We start from the raw sequence: 16619 nt of genomic DNA, 5'->3' as shown, positions 1-16619 counted from the left end.
GGAGCAGCTCTCGTCGTCGTTAAGTTGAGCTCAACACTCATAACTTTTCGAGCTATCGACTGGGAAGAGGTACAGAAAAGCTGATGGTTTCAACCAAGGGATACATGATGATAGGTGATGAACAAATTGATGCCTGAGGGCTTTACAATATCAAATCATACGCCCAGTTTTCAGAAATCTATTGGCTTTTCTTCTGGTTTCGAAAGACACAATTCAAATCTGTTGAAGAGTTAAAGAAATTTGTAGCTAGTATTTCCTTTTGGGGGTACCATTACCTGCTTTAGGAGTTACTCCACCATTACATTGGATTTTAGCGGATAAATGGGGTAAATCTATTGTATTAGAATCGACAAGGAGTAGTGACTAATAGTCCTGAGTTTAATTGGCATTTACAAAATGTAAGACAATATATAGGTCTTAAATCGCAGCCATGCGAGGGGGATATACCATTAAGTGCTTTTGGACAAGGTTCAGGTTCAATGGGACTTAATGGAGATTTCACCCTACTATCAAGGTTTATACGGGCAGCGTATGGTAAATAAAATATTCAGGGTATAGATAACGAAGAAGAGGGTATATCGGTCATTTTTCGTATTTTGTAAAATTGTGAGGTTCCAAAAGGAGGAGTAATAACGGAAGAAGATACATTAGATAATACTATTTATACAAGCGCAACGTGCATGGAGTCTGGTACATATTATTACCATACATCTATTTCATGAAAATTTAGATACAGACGAAATTAAAATCTATCCATTTCAACGTAAACAAAAGATATTTTATCAAAACTAATTAGATTTTTAATGCTAATCGTATCACTTAGAATAGTAAAATCAACTTTTTCTCATGTAGAATTTTGCTTTGCATCTACTTTCTTTAAAATGTTAATGGTACGCCTCTGAGAACTAATCATTTGGAATAAAAATGTAATGTATCAGTTATAATATGTAATATTTCTTCATTACAAAATATGGTGGTTAGTATGACTAAGCAAACAATTACTTTATTTCAAGTTTCTATGATGCTTATTGGTAGTATCGGGATAATCAATCATGTCATTATGATCCCTATGTTATTAGATACTTCAGGTAGAGATTCGTGGATTTCAATCATAGTAGTAAGCTTTATATACATCATTTGGATCTCATTAATATTCATTATTTATAAAAACATAAAAAATGAACATTTATTTTTGTGGTTAAAAAATAATTTTGGGAAATTCAGTATATATCCAATCATATTCATAGTTGTACTTTATTTAATAACAATTGGTGTCGTTGCACTAAAAGAAACATTAACCTTTTTCTCATTTTATTTACCAGAAACACCTCACTTTGTATTAGGAATACTTTTTTCAATGGTTTGTCTCTATAATGCTACAAGAGGAATTCAATCTATTGCACTTACAACAGGTGTTTTGTTACCTATTGTATTTTTACTTGGTTTTTTTGTAATGTTTGCTAATGTTCCGCATAAAGACTATTCTTTACTTCAACCAATGATGGAAAATGGGATAAATCCAGTATTAAGGGGTATGATTTATCCTGCAGCAGGATTTCTAGAGTTAATTTTTATTCTTTTTTTACAACATCACATTTGTTCAAAAGTCAAATTATATCAACTGATTGCTTTGGGGCTTGTAATTATTGGTATCACGATAGGCCCGGTAATGGCAGCTATTATAGAATTTGGTCCTTTCGTAGCAGCAAACCAACGATATCCAGCATTTGAAGAATGGAGACTTGTGTCAATAGGAAGGTATATTGAAAATCTAGACTTTCTCTCAGTGTATCAGTGGCTTGTAGGGATCTTTATTCGTCTATCGCTTGTTGTATTTCTCATTCCAGATTTGTTATCAATTTCAAATAGGAAAACAAGAAATGGGGTTATGGTTGCAATCCTTTCATGTATTTTATTAATAAGTATACTACCTATTAGTGACTCTAGTTTCTATTGGTTTGTATCTCAAATTGTTTTACCAGTTTCAGCATTAGGGCTATTTTTGTTTTCTATCTTATTAATTGTGTTTGTATGGGTTGCTAAATATAAAAAAATCCCTTGAAAGAGTATGAGGATGTATTTTATATAAGGTTGCAGAGTTTGAAGGAGACAACGTAGATGAACAAAAGAGTAGAATTAAACGAGAAGATAATACTAAAGTGGTTTGATGGATGCAACGATGTAAAGATAATAAAGCGTGAATTAGATGAGAAAGAAAAAACGAGGTCAGTGTTGTTTATGTATTGTGAAAACTTAATTGACAATACAAAATTAAAACAAGCTACATCATCCCATGTTTGCAAACAACTTATAAATAATTCGATAGAAGAATTTAACCTTACAGGATTAATTTCTGAGTTATCAGTAAAGAAATTAGATATAGTAAATTCGAATGAAATTATTTCTCAAATTATATTTAAAGGTAACCTCCTCATTATTTTTGAGGAATCTAAACAAGGGTATATAGTTGATGTTGCTAAAATACCTACAAGATCAGTTGAACAAACAAATACAGAGATGACCATTCGAGGTGGACGGGATGGATTTGTTGAAGAGTTAAACACAAATATAGGATTAATTAGAAAAAGACTAAAAACGAGTTCTCTTAGTTATGAAGAATTTATAATTGGAGAAAGAACACAAACTAAAGTAGCACTCATGTATTTGAGAGATATCGCATCCCAAGATATCATTAATCAAGTTCAATTAAAATTAAGACAAATTAAAATAGACGGGGTTGTTTCAAGTGCACAAATTGAAGAATTAATCACAAATAATCAATTTAGTGTATTTCCATTAGTTGAATATACAGGGCGCCCTGATTATGCTGTGAATTGTTTGTTGTATGGGCGTTTTATTTTATTAGTCGAAGGGTCACCAACAGCCACTATTGCCCCAGTTACATTTCCTTTTTTTGTGAATACATCTGAAGATCAAGATTTTTTCTATATATTCGGTAGCTTTGTACGGCTTGTAAGTCTTTTGGGGATAGCAATTTCTATGTTTCTTCCAGGAATTTGGATAGCACTAATTACATATCATCCAGATCAGATTCCCTATACGCTGTTAGCTACATTAAGCTTATCCAGAGAAGGGATTCCTTTTCCAGCTCCTTTAGAAGGGCTGATTATGATGACCTTATTTGAAGTTTTAAGGCAAGCAGGATTGCGTGTTCCTGCCGTATTTGGTCAAACATTATCTGTTGTAGGAGGATTAATTATTGGACAAGCTGCTATTAGTGCAGGAATTGTTTCAGCATCTATGGTCATTATAATAGCAATCTCGGTTGTTTCGACATTTGCTCTAACTAATCAGTCAGTAACAGGAATAATAAGTATATTGCGATATGTAGTATTTCTAGTATCTGCTTTACTGGGTATAGTAGGATTTATCTTTTGTGTCCTTGTGATGGTAATTCACGTAGTGAATTTACGCTCTTTTGGAGTTCCATTTTTTACACCGTACTCACCCCCTGTGTTTAAAAGTATGTTAGCAGCCACATTTAGAATTCCGTTCACGTATATGAAAAAAAGACCTGAAGAATTGCATACTCAAGATAATACAAGGAAAAGAGAGAGTACAGATGAAGAAAAATAAAAGAATAGTTGTATTTTTTTTTATGATGTGTATGTTTCTAACAGGGTGTTGGGATCAAAGAGAGTTGCATCACGTTCTGTATATAAATAGTCTAGGTATCGATTTTAAAGATAATAATTATATCATCCGTCCGCAATTTATTAATTTTTCTAACATAGCTAAACAAGAAGGGAGCGCTACCCGTAATTATAGCCAGGCCTATATTGCAATGGGGAAAGGACCTATTTTAGATGAGGCAGCATTTGATTTTTATAAGGGTGCTCAGCAAGAAATTTCATGGGAGCATCTCAAAACAATTGTTGTAACAGAAAGATTTCTAAAACATGGTGACATAAATCAATTTAATGATTTTTTTTCTCGTTTTTTTCAATTTCGAGATACTATGTGGTTATTTGGAACTAAGGAACCTTTAGAAAACATATTATCTAACAATAACATTTTGAATATTTCTCAATTATATACAATCATTAATTTACCAAAAGAGATAACCAAGCAATATACAATAATAGACCCTTTACCTTTATATAAATTCCAAAGAAATTATTATGAACCTGGGATGACAACTCGTATTCCTTTCTTAGCTACGACTAAATCATATTGGAAAAAAGGGCATATATCATTTCCGATGTTAAAATTTAGTGGTTATGGTTTTATAAGTAATAAATCCTATATAAATCATTTAAAGAACCATGATATTGCTGGGGTTCAGTGGACTGATGAAAATACCAAACGAGCTCCATTACTATTAAAATTTAACGAGAAGATCATTGGACATCTAGTATTGAAAAATCCAAAGGTAGATACAAAGTATCTTATTAAAAATGGAAAGTTACGCATGCTTATGAATATCGATTTTGATGCTGATATTTTTCAATTAATAAACCCTATGCCTGTAAAGGATATAAAAAAAATTGCAGAAGGCCAAGTTGAAAAAGAAATAAAAAAAACGTACCAGAAAGGAATCGAAGAGGGGATTGACATGTATCAGTTATCACATACCTTATATCGCCAGAATTCTAAATTGTGGAAACGATATAAAAAAGAGGGGAAAATACCCCTTCAAAATAAAGAATTAGATCTTAATGTCTCAATCAATATAGCTACAAATGGAAAATCTAAAAATATGCATAATATCATCGAGCTTCAGAGGGATTGAAAATGAAAGAAAAAGTTAAATATTGACCCTAAATAAATGATTCGAAAGGAAATATGTTCTTTAAATGTTGTGACACTCCTAGTTCTTTAGGGGGGAGTGTCAAGTTATATTTAACTTGATGGAAATAAAAAACATAATTCATCTAATGTATTTTTGTACATATTTAGTTTTATTTTTCCTTTCCTTTCCCTTTCTGTCTCTTAAAAGTGAAAAAGTTCCGTCGTTTTAATATGGATGAATTATCTACTGGTATTGAACATAATAAATTCTTTTACAATGATACATATTATCTTTATATAAAATGTTATTATTCGAACACCTAATCTTAAAAGAAGGAGCTATTTGTGTCTGAACATATAGAAATTATTTTGAGAACATTGTTCTCTTTCTCGATTTTATTTATCGGAGCTAAAATATTAGGAAAGCAAATTATCGCTGAAATGAATACCTTTGATTTTATTGGTGCTATCTCTATCGGAAGTATTATTGCAAATTTGGCATTTAATTTAAATGTAAAAACTCATCATGCAGTTATTGCTTTTCTTATTTTATTGTTTATCATTTTAATGGTTAGTTATATATCCATGAAAAGTCGAATAGGCAGAAAAATATTTGCAGGAAATCCAACAGTAATTATTGAAAATGGGAAAATTCCAGAAAATAATATGAGGAAAATGCGCTATTCTCTAAATTATTTAAACCAACAATTAAGAGAGAATCGTATTTTTAACATTGAAGAAGTTCTTTATGTCGTAGTTGAAACAAATGGTAAAATATCTGTTTTGAAAAAACCAGAATATCGTACTGTTACAAAACAAGATTTAAATATACCGACAAAAAAAGAGTGTAAGCTCCCTATAGGGTTAATCATGGATGGGGAAATTATGACAGAAAATTTAATACAAAACAATCGACGGAGTTAGAATTACAGTATGAACTAAAAAAAAGGAACCTTCGCTCCAAAGATGTTACATATGCTGTATGTGCTGCAAATGGTAATATCTACATAGATACCTATAAAGATAATATTACTTCTCCAATGGATCAAGAATAGGCTGTTTTTTCTAAAAATACAAGTGATCATTTTGTTGTGATTCTTCCGCAAATGATTATAGTTCATCTTAAATGATAAAAAAATAATATTATTTTTTTATCAAATTTGTTTAGGGGTATTAAAGTTACTTAAGTTAATGGACACGTGGTGCTTCCTATAATAATAAATGAACACAACAAAAACATTGATTATTGCCCTTCGTTATTAGTAACAGGATAGCTGCTTAACGATAAAAATGAATTTGCCAATTTTCTTGCAAAATGTAACGGGTGCTCTACCGATTGGATATGAATATACATAATTAAGGGATTCATGTATAACCAGTGATTATGTAAAGCACTGACAATAATTCCTTGTTGTACAATTGATTTCATAAATGCAGGGATCTCTTCTTGTAGAACCGCGATTTCTCCTAAATTTAATGCATTGCCATTTTGATCCAACGATTCAAAACTTACTCCGACGGGAACTACATAGGCACTTGGTTTTCCTTGAACCAGGACCTTAAAATTGCGGTGAAAAGACACCGAACAACCACCTTGATTTATTTTACTCTTTCCTTTAAGAATTGCAGCAAATTGATCAGAAATGAAATTTAAATTAGACATAAGTTCAATTCCTTTCCCGTGCTAAATTTATTCATGTAGAAATTTAATTTAAAAAATGTAGTTCCTTCTTTTAAAGAAAAGAACTACTTATAAACAACTTTTCTCTAAAATAAACAGGCTGATATGTGTAATTTGTACCCTGTTTATTTTAGAAGAAATATAAATGTTATTTCCCAACAAACATAACTTAATGAATCCTTTCTATATATCATTATAAAAAATTCATAAAGTAGGCAATTGTACATCTTTATTTTATGTAGGTTAGATAAATATGTGCCTTAATAAGTCTGTGCTTTCTTTATGAAATTCTTATTGGTAATTAATACAACAATAAATTTAATATATTTTAATGATTGTATAGGGTAAAACTTAAGTTGTTTTTTCATTTTCTCTTTTACAATTGCTTGTAGTCCTTTGTTAAAATTGTAGTAATATATTGAACTGTATATAAAGATAGATATTTTAAATTTTTCATCCTAAAATAACTTACTACATCTAGCTAAAAATGTTGTTTTTTCAATGAAGAAGTAAATTTTGGGTGTATGGTTTATTGGTTATATTAAGTGTTTTGTTAATGTTAAACATAACTCTTATTGCACATACATTTTTTTAGATCGCAAAGAAGAATTTATTCGTCTGTCAAATTCTATGTTAACTGGTAAAACAGACTAATTTTAGATGAAAGATTCTATAATAAATCTGGAGAAACAAAAATAATTGAAAACATTTGAGCATGGAGATAAAAAACGCTTAACGAAGGATATTTCAAAAGAGATGGATCAAAGGATTCAAAAATCAATAAAGCTTGTTCAAAAAAATATAAGGTGGATGTATTAGCATTAGGAGAAGTATATAAGCGGAATAATTATAAAGAATGGAAGAAAATAAGTAAGAATTGGGATCAAGGTGAAAATTATTTTAGTAATGCTGATATTAATGTTTATGTTCATCCAGTAATTGAACATGCAGGCTCAGCTTTACCGAAGAGAGTGAAATAAGGTGATTTAAGTCGTTAGCGGATTAGGAATACACTAAACGATATTAATGCTGGTTCTGCATTTTCAATCAGTGCAGACTTATGTACTTTAAACGTGATTAATAAATTATATTTGGCTTATTATGATCCTTTGGTTAGCACTAGTTAGAGTTATAGTAAAAATATTAAGCAGAAACGACTTATTTTTAATAATAAGAGGAAATATGTTACTGAAAAGTAAGGAGACAAATTATTACTTTTTTAAAGAGTAATTAGGTCCGTACAATGACGCATTAAAGTGATTCATAAGGGATTCTGAATGCTAAGAGAGTGAGAATGAATTACAAAAGAAAGGTGCATAGGCGCCTTTCTTTTTTTGAAGGGATTTTTTGTTACGAGTTAGTACAAAATTGGGTTCAGGGGGTACTATAAAATTTTAGCTTGATGGCGATGGGGTAGCATCCACGTCTATCAACATCACTACACCTATATTTAATACTGCGTTACGTGCCTTTAATCAAGTGAAAAACAAGACCCATTTTGTAAAAACTGAAACCAACGTTTTCTAAACTGAACTTGAGCCATATCTGCATGAACATGGGCCTCCATTTTTAAAGCTTCTGGTATAGGTCTAGGATGTTGACTTTCTACAATAATTTGATCCTCTTTTAGTACTCTTAAACTAAATTTAGCTAAAATTTGGTCTAGTAAAGGGAAGTACTTTAAAAATGTCCTTCCGGTATATCCCATAATTAATGTCTCTTCTTCATCAATTGGTGTAAACGTAATGTACTGAATAAATGACTCATTCTCCTGTTTGCCACTGTGAAGCATCCACTGATGTGGGAATTTGTATTCAAGGTAAGCATCACCATTTGAGAATATAAACTGATCCAGTGTTCCCTCCAGCTTATAATTGGTTGATTCGGCTTTTGTTTTTCTACCAATCGTTTTTTTATGTACATAAGCAAGATGAGCAATATCCAGCACAGATTCGATTGATCGAGTAAGGTGTGCATTCCAAGTGGCGTGGAAGAAAGAGAGTTTAAAAGGAGTGTTCTCCATTACATGAAAAGTTTGCCATTCAGGTGGAGTTTCCTCATTATCAGGATATATCCAAATCAACCCAATCTTTTCTTTTACAGGGTATGAGAGGGTATGAGCAAATTTCGGGATAGGTTTATTGGGTTGGGATGGAATTCTTACACAAGTACCACAACTATCGAACTCCCAACCATGGTAGGGGCAGACTAGTTTACCATTTACTACTTGTCCCAGTGATAAGTCAGCGCCACGATGAGGGCAGTAAGGTGATAGAGCCTGAACTTCGCCTTTTTCATCCCGATATAATACAAAATCTTTGCCAGCAAATCTTTTTTTTACTGGAATCTTTTTTATATCTTTTGCATAACTCACAGCATACCAATTACGTGGGAATACTCTATTTATATTTAGAGTCATTTATTTTCTCCTTCTTTTTTATTCACCTAGTAGATATTAGTGGTGTCTACTGTATACTGTCTATTCTATGCTATAAAATATTTTAAATGTTCGTCTAAAATTAATAAATCTACAGTTTGATCAAATCATTATGAAAGCCTGTATAATCTCTCTAAATGTAACAAAAATGACTATAGTACAATAGATTTTAAAAAGGAGAATGTCTTATTTTATTGAAAATTGAGACATTAAGCAATATTCCTATTGCTATTAAATTGACCATTAAAGAACTTCCACCAAAACTTACAAATGGAAATGGAGTACCTGTAAGAGGAAATAGTCCCGTAATACCACCTAAATTTACAACAGATTGCATACCAATCATACATCCTATACCAATTGCTATAAAACTGCCGAATGGATCTACACATAATTGTGCAATTTTTAAGGAGCGAAGTACTATAGTCAAAACTCCCACCAATAGAATAAATACACCAATAAATCCTAGTTCTTCAGAAACTATTGCCATTATAAAATCAGTGTGTGGTTCCGGAAGATACCCTGTTTTTTGTATGCTATTTCCAAATCCACGACCAGTGATTCCTCCAGAGCCAATGGCAATAAAAGAGTTTACAAGCTGATATCCATTTCCTTGCGCATCAAGAAAGGGATTGAAAATCGTAGTAATACGTGTCTTTTGAACTGCTGATAAACTATATTGAATCAAATAATATAAAATAGGTAACCATAAAATAGAACCGATGGTAGTTCTTTTGATTAGTAGATTTATATTTATTCCTGAACAAAGAAATATGCTAATACCTATACCTAATATTAAAAGTGCAGATCCTAAATTTGGTTGTTTAAAGATAAGAAAAAAAATTGTAGCTAAAAAAAATAAAAGTTTTCCGATACCACTCCAGTTATTTTTAGCTTGTTCTTGTCGCAATGCAAAAAAACGGGCTGTTACAAGTATTGTTCCTAATTTAAGAAATTCAGCTGGCTGTATTCCAAAGATCCATGATTGAGCATTATTTACCACTTTTCCTTTCCATAAAACCATAATTAATAAAAAAATCCCCCCAACCATAATAAAGATTGAGACTATTCGTTTTTTCCATATTTCATATGGGAGTAAAGCACAAATTATTAATCCTATTGTTCCTAAAAGTAGCTTTGTTAATTGAGAATCAACAAAATGTCTACTGTTATAACCGTAATGTTGGACAGCGACAATGGAGCTTGCACTATACATCATGATAATACCTAAAGTACATGTTATGAATAGAGGAAGGAGCAATAGATAATCGAGTTTTAATATTTTTTTCATTTTAATATCCTCCTGATTTAAAACAAAACATAATATTACATTTGCTAATGAATAGAATCTTGTTCTCGTCAATTACTAAATATGACTTTTGTTTAGAAAGATTCTATCACTTATTCCCTGTTTTTTACGCAAAAATCCCCCTAGTATGTAACTAGAGGGATTCAAAATGGCATGACTAAATAAGGCTTTTTCCCCCTAGTAGAGCTTTGGCACTATACAACGTAAAGTAATGAAAATTCATTACTTAGCTATCTTAAGAAGAGCCTTAATCCGACAATTCCTGTTCTACCCATTGGCGTCTTTCGACATTTTTGGGCAATAGCCTGTGTTTGCATAGGAGCCTCACCTAACAGGTTAAGCAATATAAATTTTATGTGTTTGTTTCGTGTAGCAAGCATAAATATATTTTTTTTGCTTGTCAAGCAACCATATTGCTAATTTTATTTGTTTTATTGCTTTATAGTCCTTTGAGAAATGATATAAAAAAATGTCTGTAATCATTCTGTATAAGTACATATTTTTGACTTGTAGTGTATCGTTTAATTAAGTAGTTTAACCATATAAATTTGATAAATAGTAAAGAAGATTTTAATCATAAAAGAAGATTTTTTGTGAATGTTCTTTTTATATACAGAATGACTAATTATTCATCTTTTGTTATAAAGTTGGAATTTGATTGAAAATAATAAGTTTCATATGTTTTATTACGTTTCTTCGAATTAAATCTATTTGAATTCTATGTTTTTTAAGGGGGATTTTAAATTTATAATAAAATATAATTTCATTTTCTATAAAAGATTTTTTTATAAATGGAATTGAAAGTCAGTTGACAAATATTAAATTCTGGTTTAAATTTTGAAGTAATTCAATAAACTTTGTTAGGTGAGGCTCCTGTATAGAGAAACGCTGCTGCCCAAAAATGTCGAGAGACGCCAATGGGTCAACAGGAACGGTCGGATTAAGGCCCTTCTTAATGTAGCTGGTTATAAAAACCTATGCTATACAGTGCTAAAACTCAACGAGGGAGTGGTATACGATTTGATAGAAAGGCACCTCTGTGATTTCGGCAGAGCTGTCTTAATAATCATTTATTTGTATTGTGAAAAAACCTTTACTCCTTTTTGAGTAAAGGTTTTTCTGTTTAATGTTATTTATTTTTATCTTGTCTATATTCAAAAAGGAGGTAATTCTAACTAATAAATTGATTGCAATGTAACTATTATTGCTCTAATAAAAAAATTAAGACAGATAAAATAAAACAAAACCACTCATGAAACTCTAGAGTCTCCCTTAGCAATATGAGGAGGAGTTAACATGAAGAAATTATTAAAGGAATTACTTATAACCCAAAATAACTTGGATGCAGAGAAAGTTTTACGTCTTCCGTCGTATGATATTGCGCAAGAAGTAAAACAGTTTTCAATTGAAGATCAAGTCATATTACTAAATACGATTCCTGTATTAAAAAGCTCTAAAGTTCTTCAATATATGAGTGCAGAAGAAAAATATAATATCTTAATTCACTTATCTGAAAATAAAGCTAAAAAGTTACTAAATTTACAACCGATTGATGAATTAGTAGATTTACTTCTAGCGGTTCATTCGGAAAAGCAGGCTAAATTAATGGCGTATCTAGATAAAATTACAAAACATAACGTAAAAAAATTAATGACTTTCAAACCTGAAACGGCAGGAAGTCTTGTTACAAGTGATTTTGTTGCAGTTAGAGGAAATTGGTCAGTAAAAATGACATTGAAGTACATTAGGGAACATTCTGAAAATGTAGAATCAATATCTTATAGTTATGTTCTTGATAGTCATGGTTATCTTGAGGGAATCGTTTCCATACATGAGTTATTACTAGCAGCAGATGAAGAGATATTATCTACTATCATGATGCCAGAGGCAATTTCAGTACACGCTGAAGTTGACCAGCAAGAAGTTGTAAAAAAGCTACTGAATTATAATTTAGCAGCAATACCTGTCACAACAGCAAATAATAAAATGATTGGTATTATAACATTTGATGACGTAATGAATGTTATGGAAGCAGAAGCTACAGAAGATATTCAAAAGTTAGGCGGAAGTGAACCATTGAATCAATCTTACTTTGAAGCTAGTATTTGGAGCATTTTCCTAAAACGTCTACCATGGTTATTACTTCTTTTTGTTGCTGAGGCATATACAGGTACAGTATTAAAGTATTTTGAAGACGAAATTGAAACTGTAGTTGCCCTTGCTTTCTTTGTTCCATTATTAGTAGGTACTGGAGGGAATACAGGAACACAGGTTGTAGCAACAATTACTCGTGCAATTGGTATTGGAGAGTTGAAATTTAAAGACATTTTCCGTGTAATGAAAAAAGAATTTGCAATTGGTATGCTTCTTGGACTTGCACTTGGGATAGCTGGGCTCACTCGTGCTTATATGTTAGGAGTTGGAACAGAAGTTGCGCAAGTTGTAGCAATTACTTTATTATTTATTGTTATTTGGGCCTCTCTTGTAGCAGCTGTTTTACCTTTAATTCTAAGAAAATTAAAACTAGATCCTGCAGTTGTTTCAGGTCCATTTATTACAACATTTGTTGACGGAACAGGATTAGTAATTTACTTCATGGTTGCAAAAACGTTATTAAATTTATAAATATACACTAAAAAAACGAAATCCGGAATAAGTATGTTGCCTTAATTGCTAAAACATAGTGGGGAATTCAGGCATGGGGAAATCAAACACTTTTGTCTTTAGATAAATAATATTTTAATGGATTTATTGAATGTAATGAATGCTGGAGGATAAAACTATGAAACATCTAAGAAAAATCTTCAAACGAATTTTGCTTCTATTTTCTATTTTAATGATTATTGGCGTAGGAATACTATTTGGTACTAGCTATGGCCGAGAGCTTCGTATAACAATCGCTGGGAGTATATTAACTTCTCAGCATCCACAATATGCGAAATATACATTCCTATCCCAAAAGGAACTAGATAAACTGCAAGATAGAATTAATCATCCAAAATGGTCAAACAGTGATGAGCATATTTATAAAAAAATAGTAGGAAAAAGATTAGAAGAATTAAAAAATCAGCCATTAGAAATTGATGTAGAAACGATTAAAAGTAATAAAGATAGTCGCTTTCTTTTCGAAGGAAAGTTAGTCACAATTAGTAATCCTTTCAATGTTAAACTTGTTAGCCATCAAGGAACACAGGGTGCTAACAGGGGAGAAAAAATTAGTGTAATGGCAAAACGTAATCATGCACTTGTTGCTGTGAATGCAAGTGGATTTGCTGACGAAACAGGAAGGGGTGGAGGAAATGTTGCTACTGGAATTGTGATAGAAAATGGGAAAGCTATTGATACAAATATGGATAGAAATGCCCCTACAATTATTACTGGATTAACAAAGTTTGGTCAAATGATAACAGGAAATTATTCTACCCAACAACTGTTGGATAAACAAGTCGTTTCCGCAGCTGGATTTATGCCACAGTTAATTGTAAATGGAGAAAAAATGATTACAGAAGGAGACGGCGGTTGGGGGTCGGCTCCAAGAAGTATTATGGCCCAAAAAGAAGATGGTACAATTATGTTTCTAGTTATTGACGGTAGACAGACACATAGTATAGGAGCTACGTTGAAAGAGTGTCAAGATATTCTATATGAAAAAGGAGCTATAAATGCAATGGCAATGGATGGAGGTTCTTCTGCTACGCTATATTTAGGAGGAAAGGTTATAAATTCACCGTCTACATTATCCCATGAAGATCGTTATTTACCGAACGCTTGGGTGGTAACAGCAAACCAAAAACAAAAAATAAAGATGACAATTGATGGGAGAAAAATAGATACCAAAACATCAGATGAATTTGATGCGAACATTTCAACGAATTTATGAATTATTAAAAATAGGACAAATACATGATTTTTATCTCGTTAGTTGGAAAATTAAAATTATTTTTTAAAATTAGAAATTATTATTTCATATTCATGATTTGCACAATATCAAACGAGAGTGATGAGGATTCCAAATTTACGGAATTCTTATCACTCTTTTTTAGTTTTTTGTAAATATGGAACAATATCCTTACTTTCACTGTCTATTAAGCGTTAAAACATTTTTTATTAAATAAATTAAGAAAGGAATCATCATTTTTAACTAAGGGAGAAGATTGAATTGAAAAAATTATGGATGCTGCTTTTCGTTTGTTTCGCGGTTATGTTGGTAGGATGTAATAAAAACGAACCGCCAAAACAAGCATTTGAAGAATATATCAATTTATGGAATGATAGAAAATTTACAAATATGTATGATCATTTATCAGATCATGCAAAAAAATCAATTTCTAAAAAAGAATTCACAGAAAAATATCAAAAAATCTATGAGGGGATTGGAGCTAAGGATTTAAAAGTTAAAATGAAAGGAGAGAATACGAAAGATAAAGAGCTTTTTCTTTTTGAAGTTAAGATGGATACCGATGTAGGATCAGTTTCATTCATCCATGAAGCAAAACTTGTGAAAGATAAAGAGTCTTGGAAAATAGATTGGACGCCAGACTTCATTTTTCCAGGAATGAAAAAAGATTACAAAGTACGTATGCAAATAGAGCAAGGAAAACGTGGAGAAATATATGATCGAAATGGAAAAGGGCTTGCAACGAATGGTAAAGCGACTGAGGTTGGAATTATTCCAGAGAAACTAGGCGAAACAGCAGCGCAAACGAAAGAAATAGTAGCACAATTACTTGATATGTCTATAGAAGAGGTCGAACAAAAGCTCACAGCAAAATGGATAAAACCAGACTCCTTTGTACCAATTGGTATTTTAAAAGAGGGAACCAGACAGAATGATTATATTGAATTAGAAGGAGTTTCATCTCACCCAGTAAATATTCGTACGTATCCATTAGGTGAAGCAGCGGCACACTTAACTGGATACATAGGAAAGGTGAATGCGGAGGAGTTAAAATCACTTCAAAAACAAGGTTATCAAGCAGATGATTTAGTAGGTAAGACCGGTTTAGAGAAAGTGTTAGAAAATAAATTGCGTGGTGAAAAGGGTGGACGCGTATTTATAGAAGATGAGAAGGGGAAAGAGATTAAAAACGTAGCAAAAAAAGAAGCAAAAGAAGGAGAAAATGTTACGTTAACAATTGATGCTGCAATTCAAGAAAAAATCTTTAATGAGATGAAAACTGAAGCAGGGTCTAGTGCAGCGGTCAATCCTAAAACAGGTGAAACAATCGCACTTGTAAGTAGCCCTGCTTATAATCCAAATATAATAGTTAGAGGAGCATCGAAAGCCCAACGAGAAGCATGGAGTAACGACTCGAAACTACCAATGACGAATCGCTTTACACAAGCATTTGTACCAGGTTCCGTATTTAAAACGATCACAGGTGCAATTGGTTTGGAAACAAACACAATAAATCCGAAGGAAGAATTTAAAATTCAAGGATCGAAGTGGACAAAAGATTCGTCTTGGGGAAATTACTATGTAACGCGTGTAAAGGATGCAAGTCCAATTGACTTTGATAAGGCAATGAAGTACTCTGATAATATTTATTTTGCTCAACAAGCTTTGAAAATGGGAAAAGATCAGTATGTAAATGAATTTAAAAAGTACGGATTTCATGAAAAATTACCAATCGAATACGAACTTCCTATTTCAATCATTGCAAAAGATGGGATAAAAAACGATATTCAACTAGCAGACACGGGCTATGGACAAGGACAAGTACTAATGACACCACTTCATTTAACATTAACATATGCACCGATTGTGAATGAAGGGAATATTCCGTCGCCACATCTTTTAAAAGAAGCAAAAGTAGCAGGGAATTGGAAAGAAAATGTGGTTTCTAAAAAGAATCAAGAGATATTAAAGAGCGCATTAATTAAAGTCATTAATGACCCTGATGGCGCAGGAAGAATTGCAAAGGTTGATGGTGTAACGCTTGCTGGTAAAACTGGTACAGCAGAACTGAAAGAGTCGAAAGAAGCAGACGGAAAAGAACTGGGATGGTTCGCAGCTTTCGATGCAAATGCGCCAGACATGATTGTTACAATGATGATTGAAGATGTAAAAGGAAGAGGAGGAAGTAACGTTCCAGGTGAAAAAGTAAAACATGTATTTCAGAAATAATACTTAATTATATGGTGAATTTTTTGACTAAATTTATTACAGGTTTGCTTAACTCAAAGATATAAATTGGGGAAAATATAGAACAATTAAATTTCAAAAAAGCATTCTCGATTAGAAAGAATGCTTTTTTGCTGTGATTCTAGAAAAGTTGACATTGTTAATGGCAAATAGAAGGAGATAGCAAATTGAAATGGACAAGTGGAGTGTTACGTTAAATTCAAAAAACAGATTTTCATGAGTAGAATTTTATCATTGTATGCTTTACTTGTTTTTTAGTAGTATTATTCTGCTTGAAAAAGATAAACAATGGAAC

Annotated in this window: 9 protein-coding genes, 4 pseudogenes and 2 riboswitches; of the genes and pseudogenes, 10 read left to right on the top strand and 3 right to left on the bottom strand. The window is 31.8% G+C overall.

Translation table 11 applies throughout. From position 1 onward, the window contains the following. Positions 1-206 precede the first annotated feature (206 nt). The 5 genes and pseudogenes from B9A45_RS17420 to B9A45_RS17400 all read left to right on the top strand — a co-directional run. Positions 207-792: pseudogene (locus B9A45_RS17420) on the top strand (linear amide C-N hydrolase); the annotation flags it as partial. A gap of 190 nt (positions 793-982) precedes the next feature. Beyond that, entirely contained in the window at positions 983-2062 is a 1080-nt protein-coding gene (locus B9A45_RS17415) for a spore germination protein GerXB (RefSeq protein WP_016110011.1), read from the top strand. A 56-nt stretch (positions 2063-2118) separates the two neighbouring features. After that, entirely contained in the window at positions 2119-3597 is a 1479-nt protein-coding gene (locus B9A45_RS17410; protein WP_053514028.1) for a spore germination protein GerXA, read from the top strand. Beyond that, positions 3584-4753: a spore germination protein GerXC gene (locus B9A45_RS17405; protein WP_016110013.1), complete on the top strand. Its 1170-nt coding sequence runs from the start codon at positions 3584-3586 to the stop codon at positions 4751-4753. The genes B9A45_RS17410 and B9A45_RS17405 overlap by 14 nt, the downstream gene beginning before the upstream one ends. Before the next feature lie 344 nt (positions 4754-5097). Then, positions 5098-5807, top strand: a pseudogene (locus tag B9A45_RS17400) (DUF421 domain-containing protein). Between the two features lie 188 nt (positions 5808-5995). Here B9A45_RS17400 and B9A45_RS17395 read toward each other — a convergent pair. Next, positions 5996-6415 (bottom strand): DUF1259 domain-containing protein, encoded by a 420-nt coding sequence (locus B9A45_RS17395; RefSeq protein WP_000067578.1) that lies wholly within the window; start codon positions 6413-6415, stop codon positions 5996-5998. Between the two features lie 741 nt (positions 6416-7156). Here B9A45_RS17395 and B9A45_RS17390 point away from each other — a divergent pair. Both B9A45_RS17390 and B9A45_RS31735 read left to right on the top strand, forming a co-directional pair. Beyond that, positions 7157-7413 (top strand): annotated as a pseudogene (locus B9A45_RS17390) (Ger(x)C family spore germination C-terminal domain-containing protein); the annotation flags it as partial. 181 nt (positions 7414-7594) lie between these two features. After that, positions 7595-7663, top strand: a pseudogene (locus tag B9A45_RS31735) (HXXEE domain-containing protein); the annotation flags it as partial. Between the two features lie 241 nt (positions 7664-7904). Here the strand turns inward: B9A45_RS31735 and B9A45_RS17385 are convergent. Next, the gene (locus B9A45_RS17385) at positions 7905-8852 is read right to left on the bottom strand and encodes an aromatic ring-hydroxylating oxygenase subunit alpha (protein WP_016110015.1); all 948 of its coding nucleotides are present in this window, start codon (positions 8850-8852) and stop codon (positions 7905-7907) included. A gap of 187 nt (positions 8853-9039) precedes the next feature. Beyond that, positions 9040-10161 (bottom strand): FtsW/RodA/SpoVE family cell cycle protein, encoded by a 1122-nt coding sequence (locus tag B9A45_RS17380; protein ID WP_016110016.1) that lies wholly within the window; start codon positions 10159-10161, stop codon positions 9040-9042. 184 nt (positions 10162-10345) lie between these two features. Beyond that, a riboswitch (M-box (ykoK) riboswitch) is annotated at positions 10346-10522 on the bottom strand. Between the two features lie 506 nt (positions 10523-11028). Further along, positions 11029-11194: riboswitch (M-box (ykoK) riboswitch) on the top strand. Positions 11195-11475: 281 nt separating this feature from the next. Here B9A45_RS17380 and mgtE point away from each other — a divergent pair. The 3 genes from mgtE (at position 11476) to B9A45_RS17365 (ending at position 16306) form a co-directional block, all read left to right on the top strand. After that, positions 11476-12804 carry a magnesium transporter gene (gene mgtE / locus B9A45_RS17375; RefSeq protein ID WP_084064393.1) on the top strand — a complete coding sequence of 443 codons (1329 nt, stop codon included), beginning with the start codon at positions 11476-11478 and terminating at the stop codon, positions 12802-12804. Positions 12805-12961: 157 nt separating this feature from the next. Then, the gene (locus tag B9A45_RS17370; protein WP_000681825.1) at positions 12962-14059 is read left to right on the top strand and encodes a phosphodiester glycosidase family protein; all 1098 of its coding nucleotides are present in this window, start codon (positions 12962-12964) and stop codon (positions 14057-14059) included. 279 nt (positions 14060-14338) lie between these two features. Continuing rightward, positions 14339-16306, top strand: a complete 1968-nt coding sequence (locus B9A45_RS17365) for a penicillin-binding transpeptidase domain-containing protein (RefSeq protein ID WP_084064390.1) — start codon at positions 14339-14341, stop codon at positions 16304-16306. Positions 16307-16619: the final 313 nt, after the last annotated feature.

It is taken from the genome of Bacillus sp. JKS001846, from assembly GCF_900176455.1.
GTDB classification, from domain to species: domain Bacteria; phylum Bacillota; class Bacilli; order Bacillales; family Bacillaceae_G; genus Bacillus_A; species Bacillus_A cereus.
Note: the sequence above shows the minus strand (reverse complement) of the source record. Positions and strands in the feature narration are given on the sequence as shown.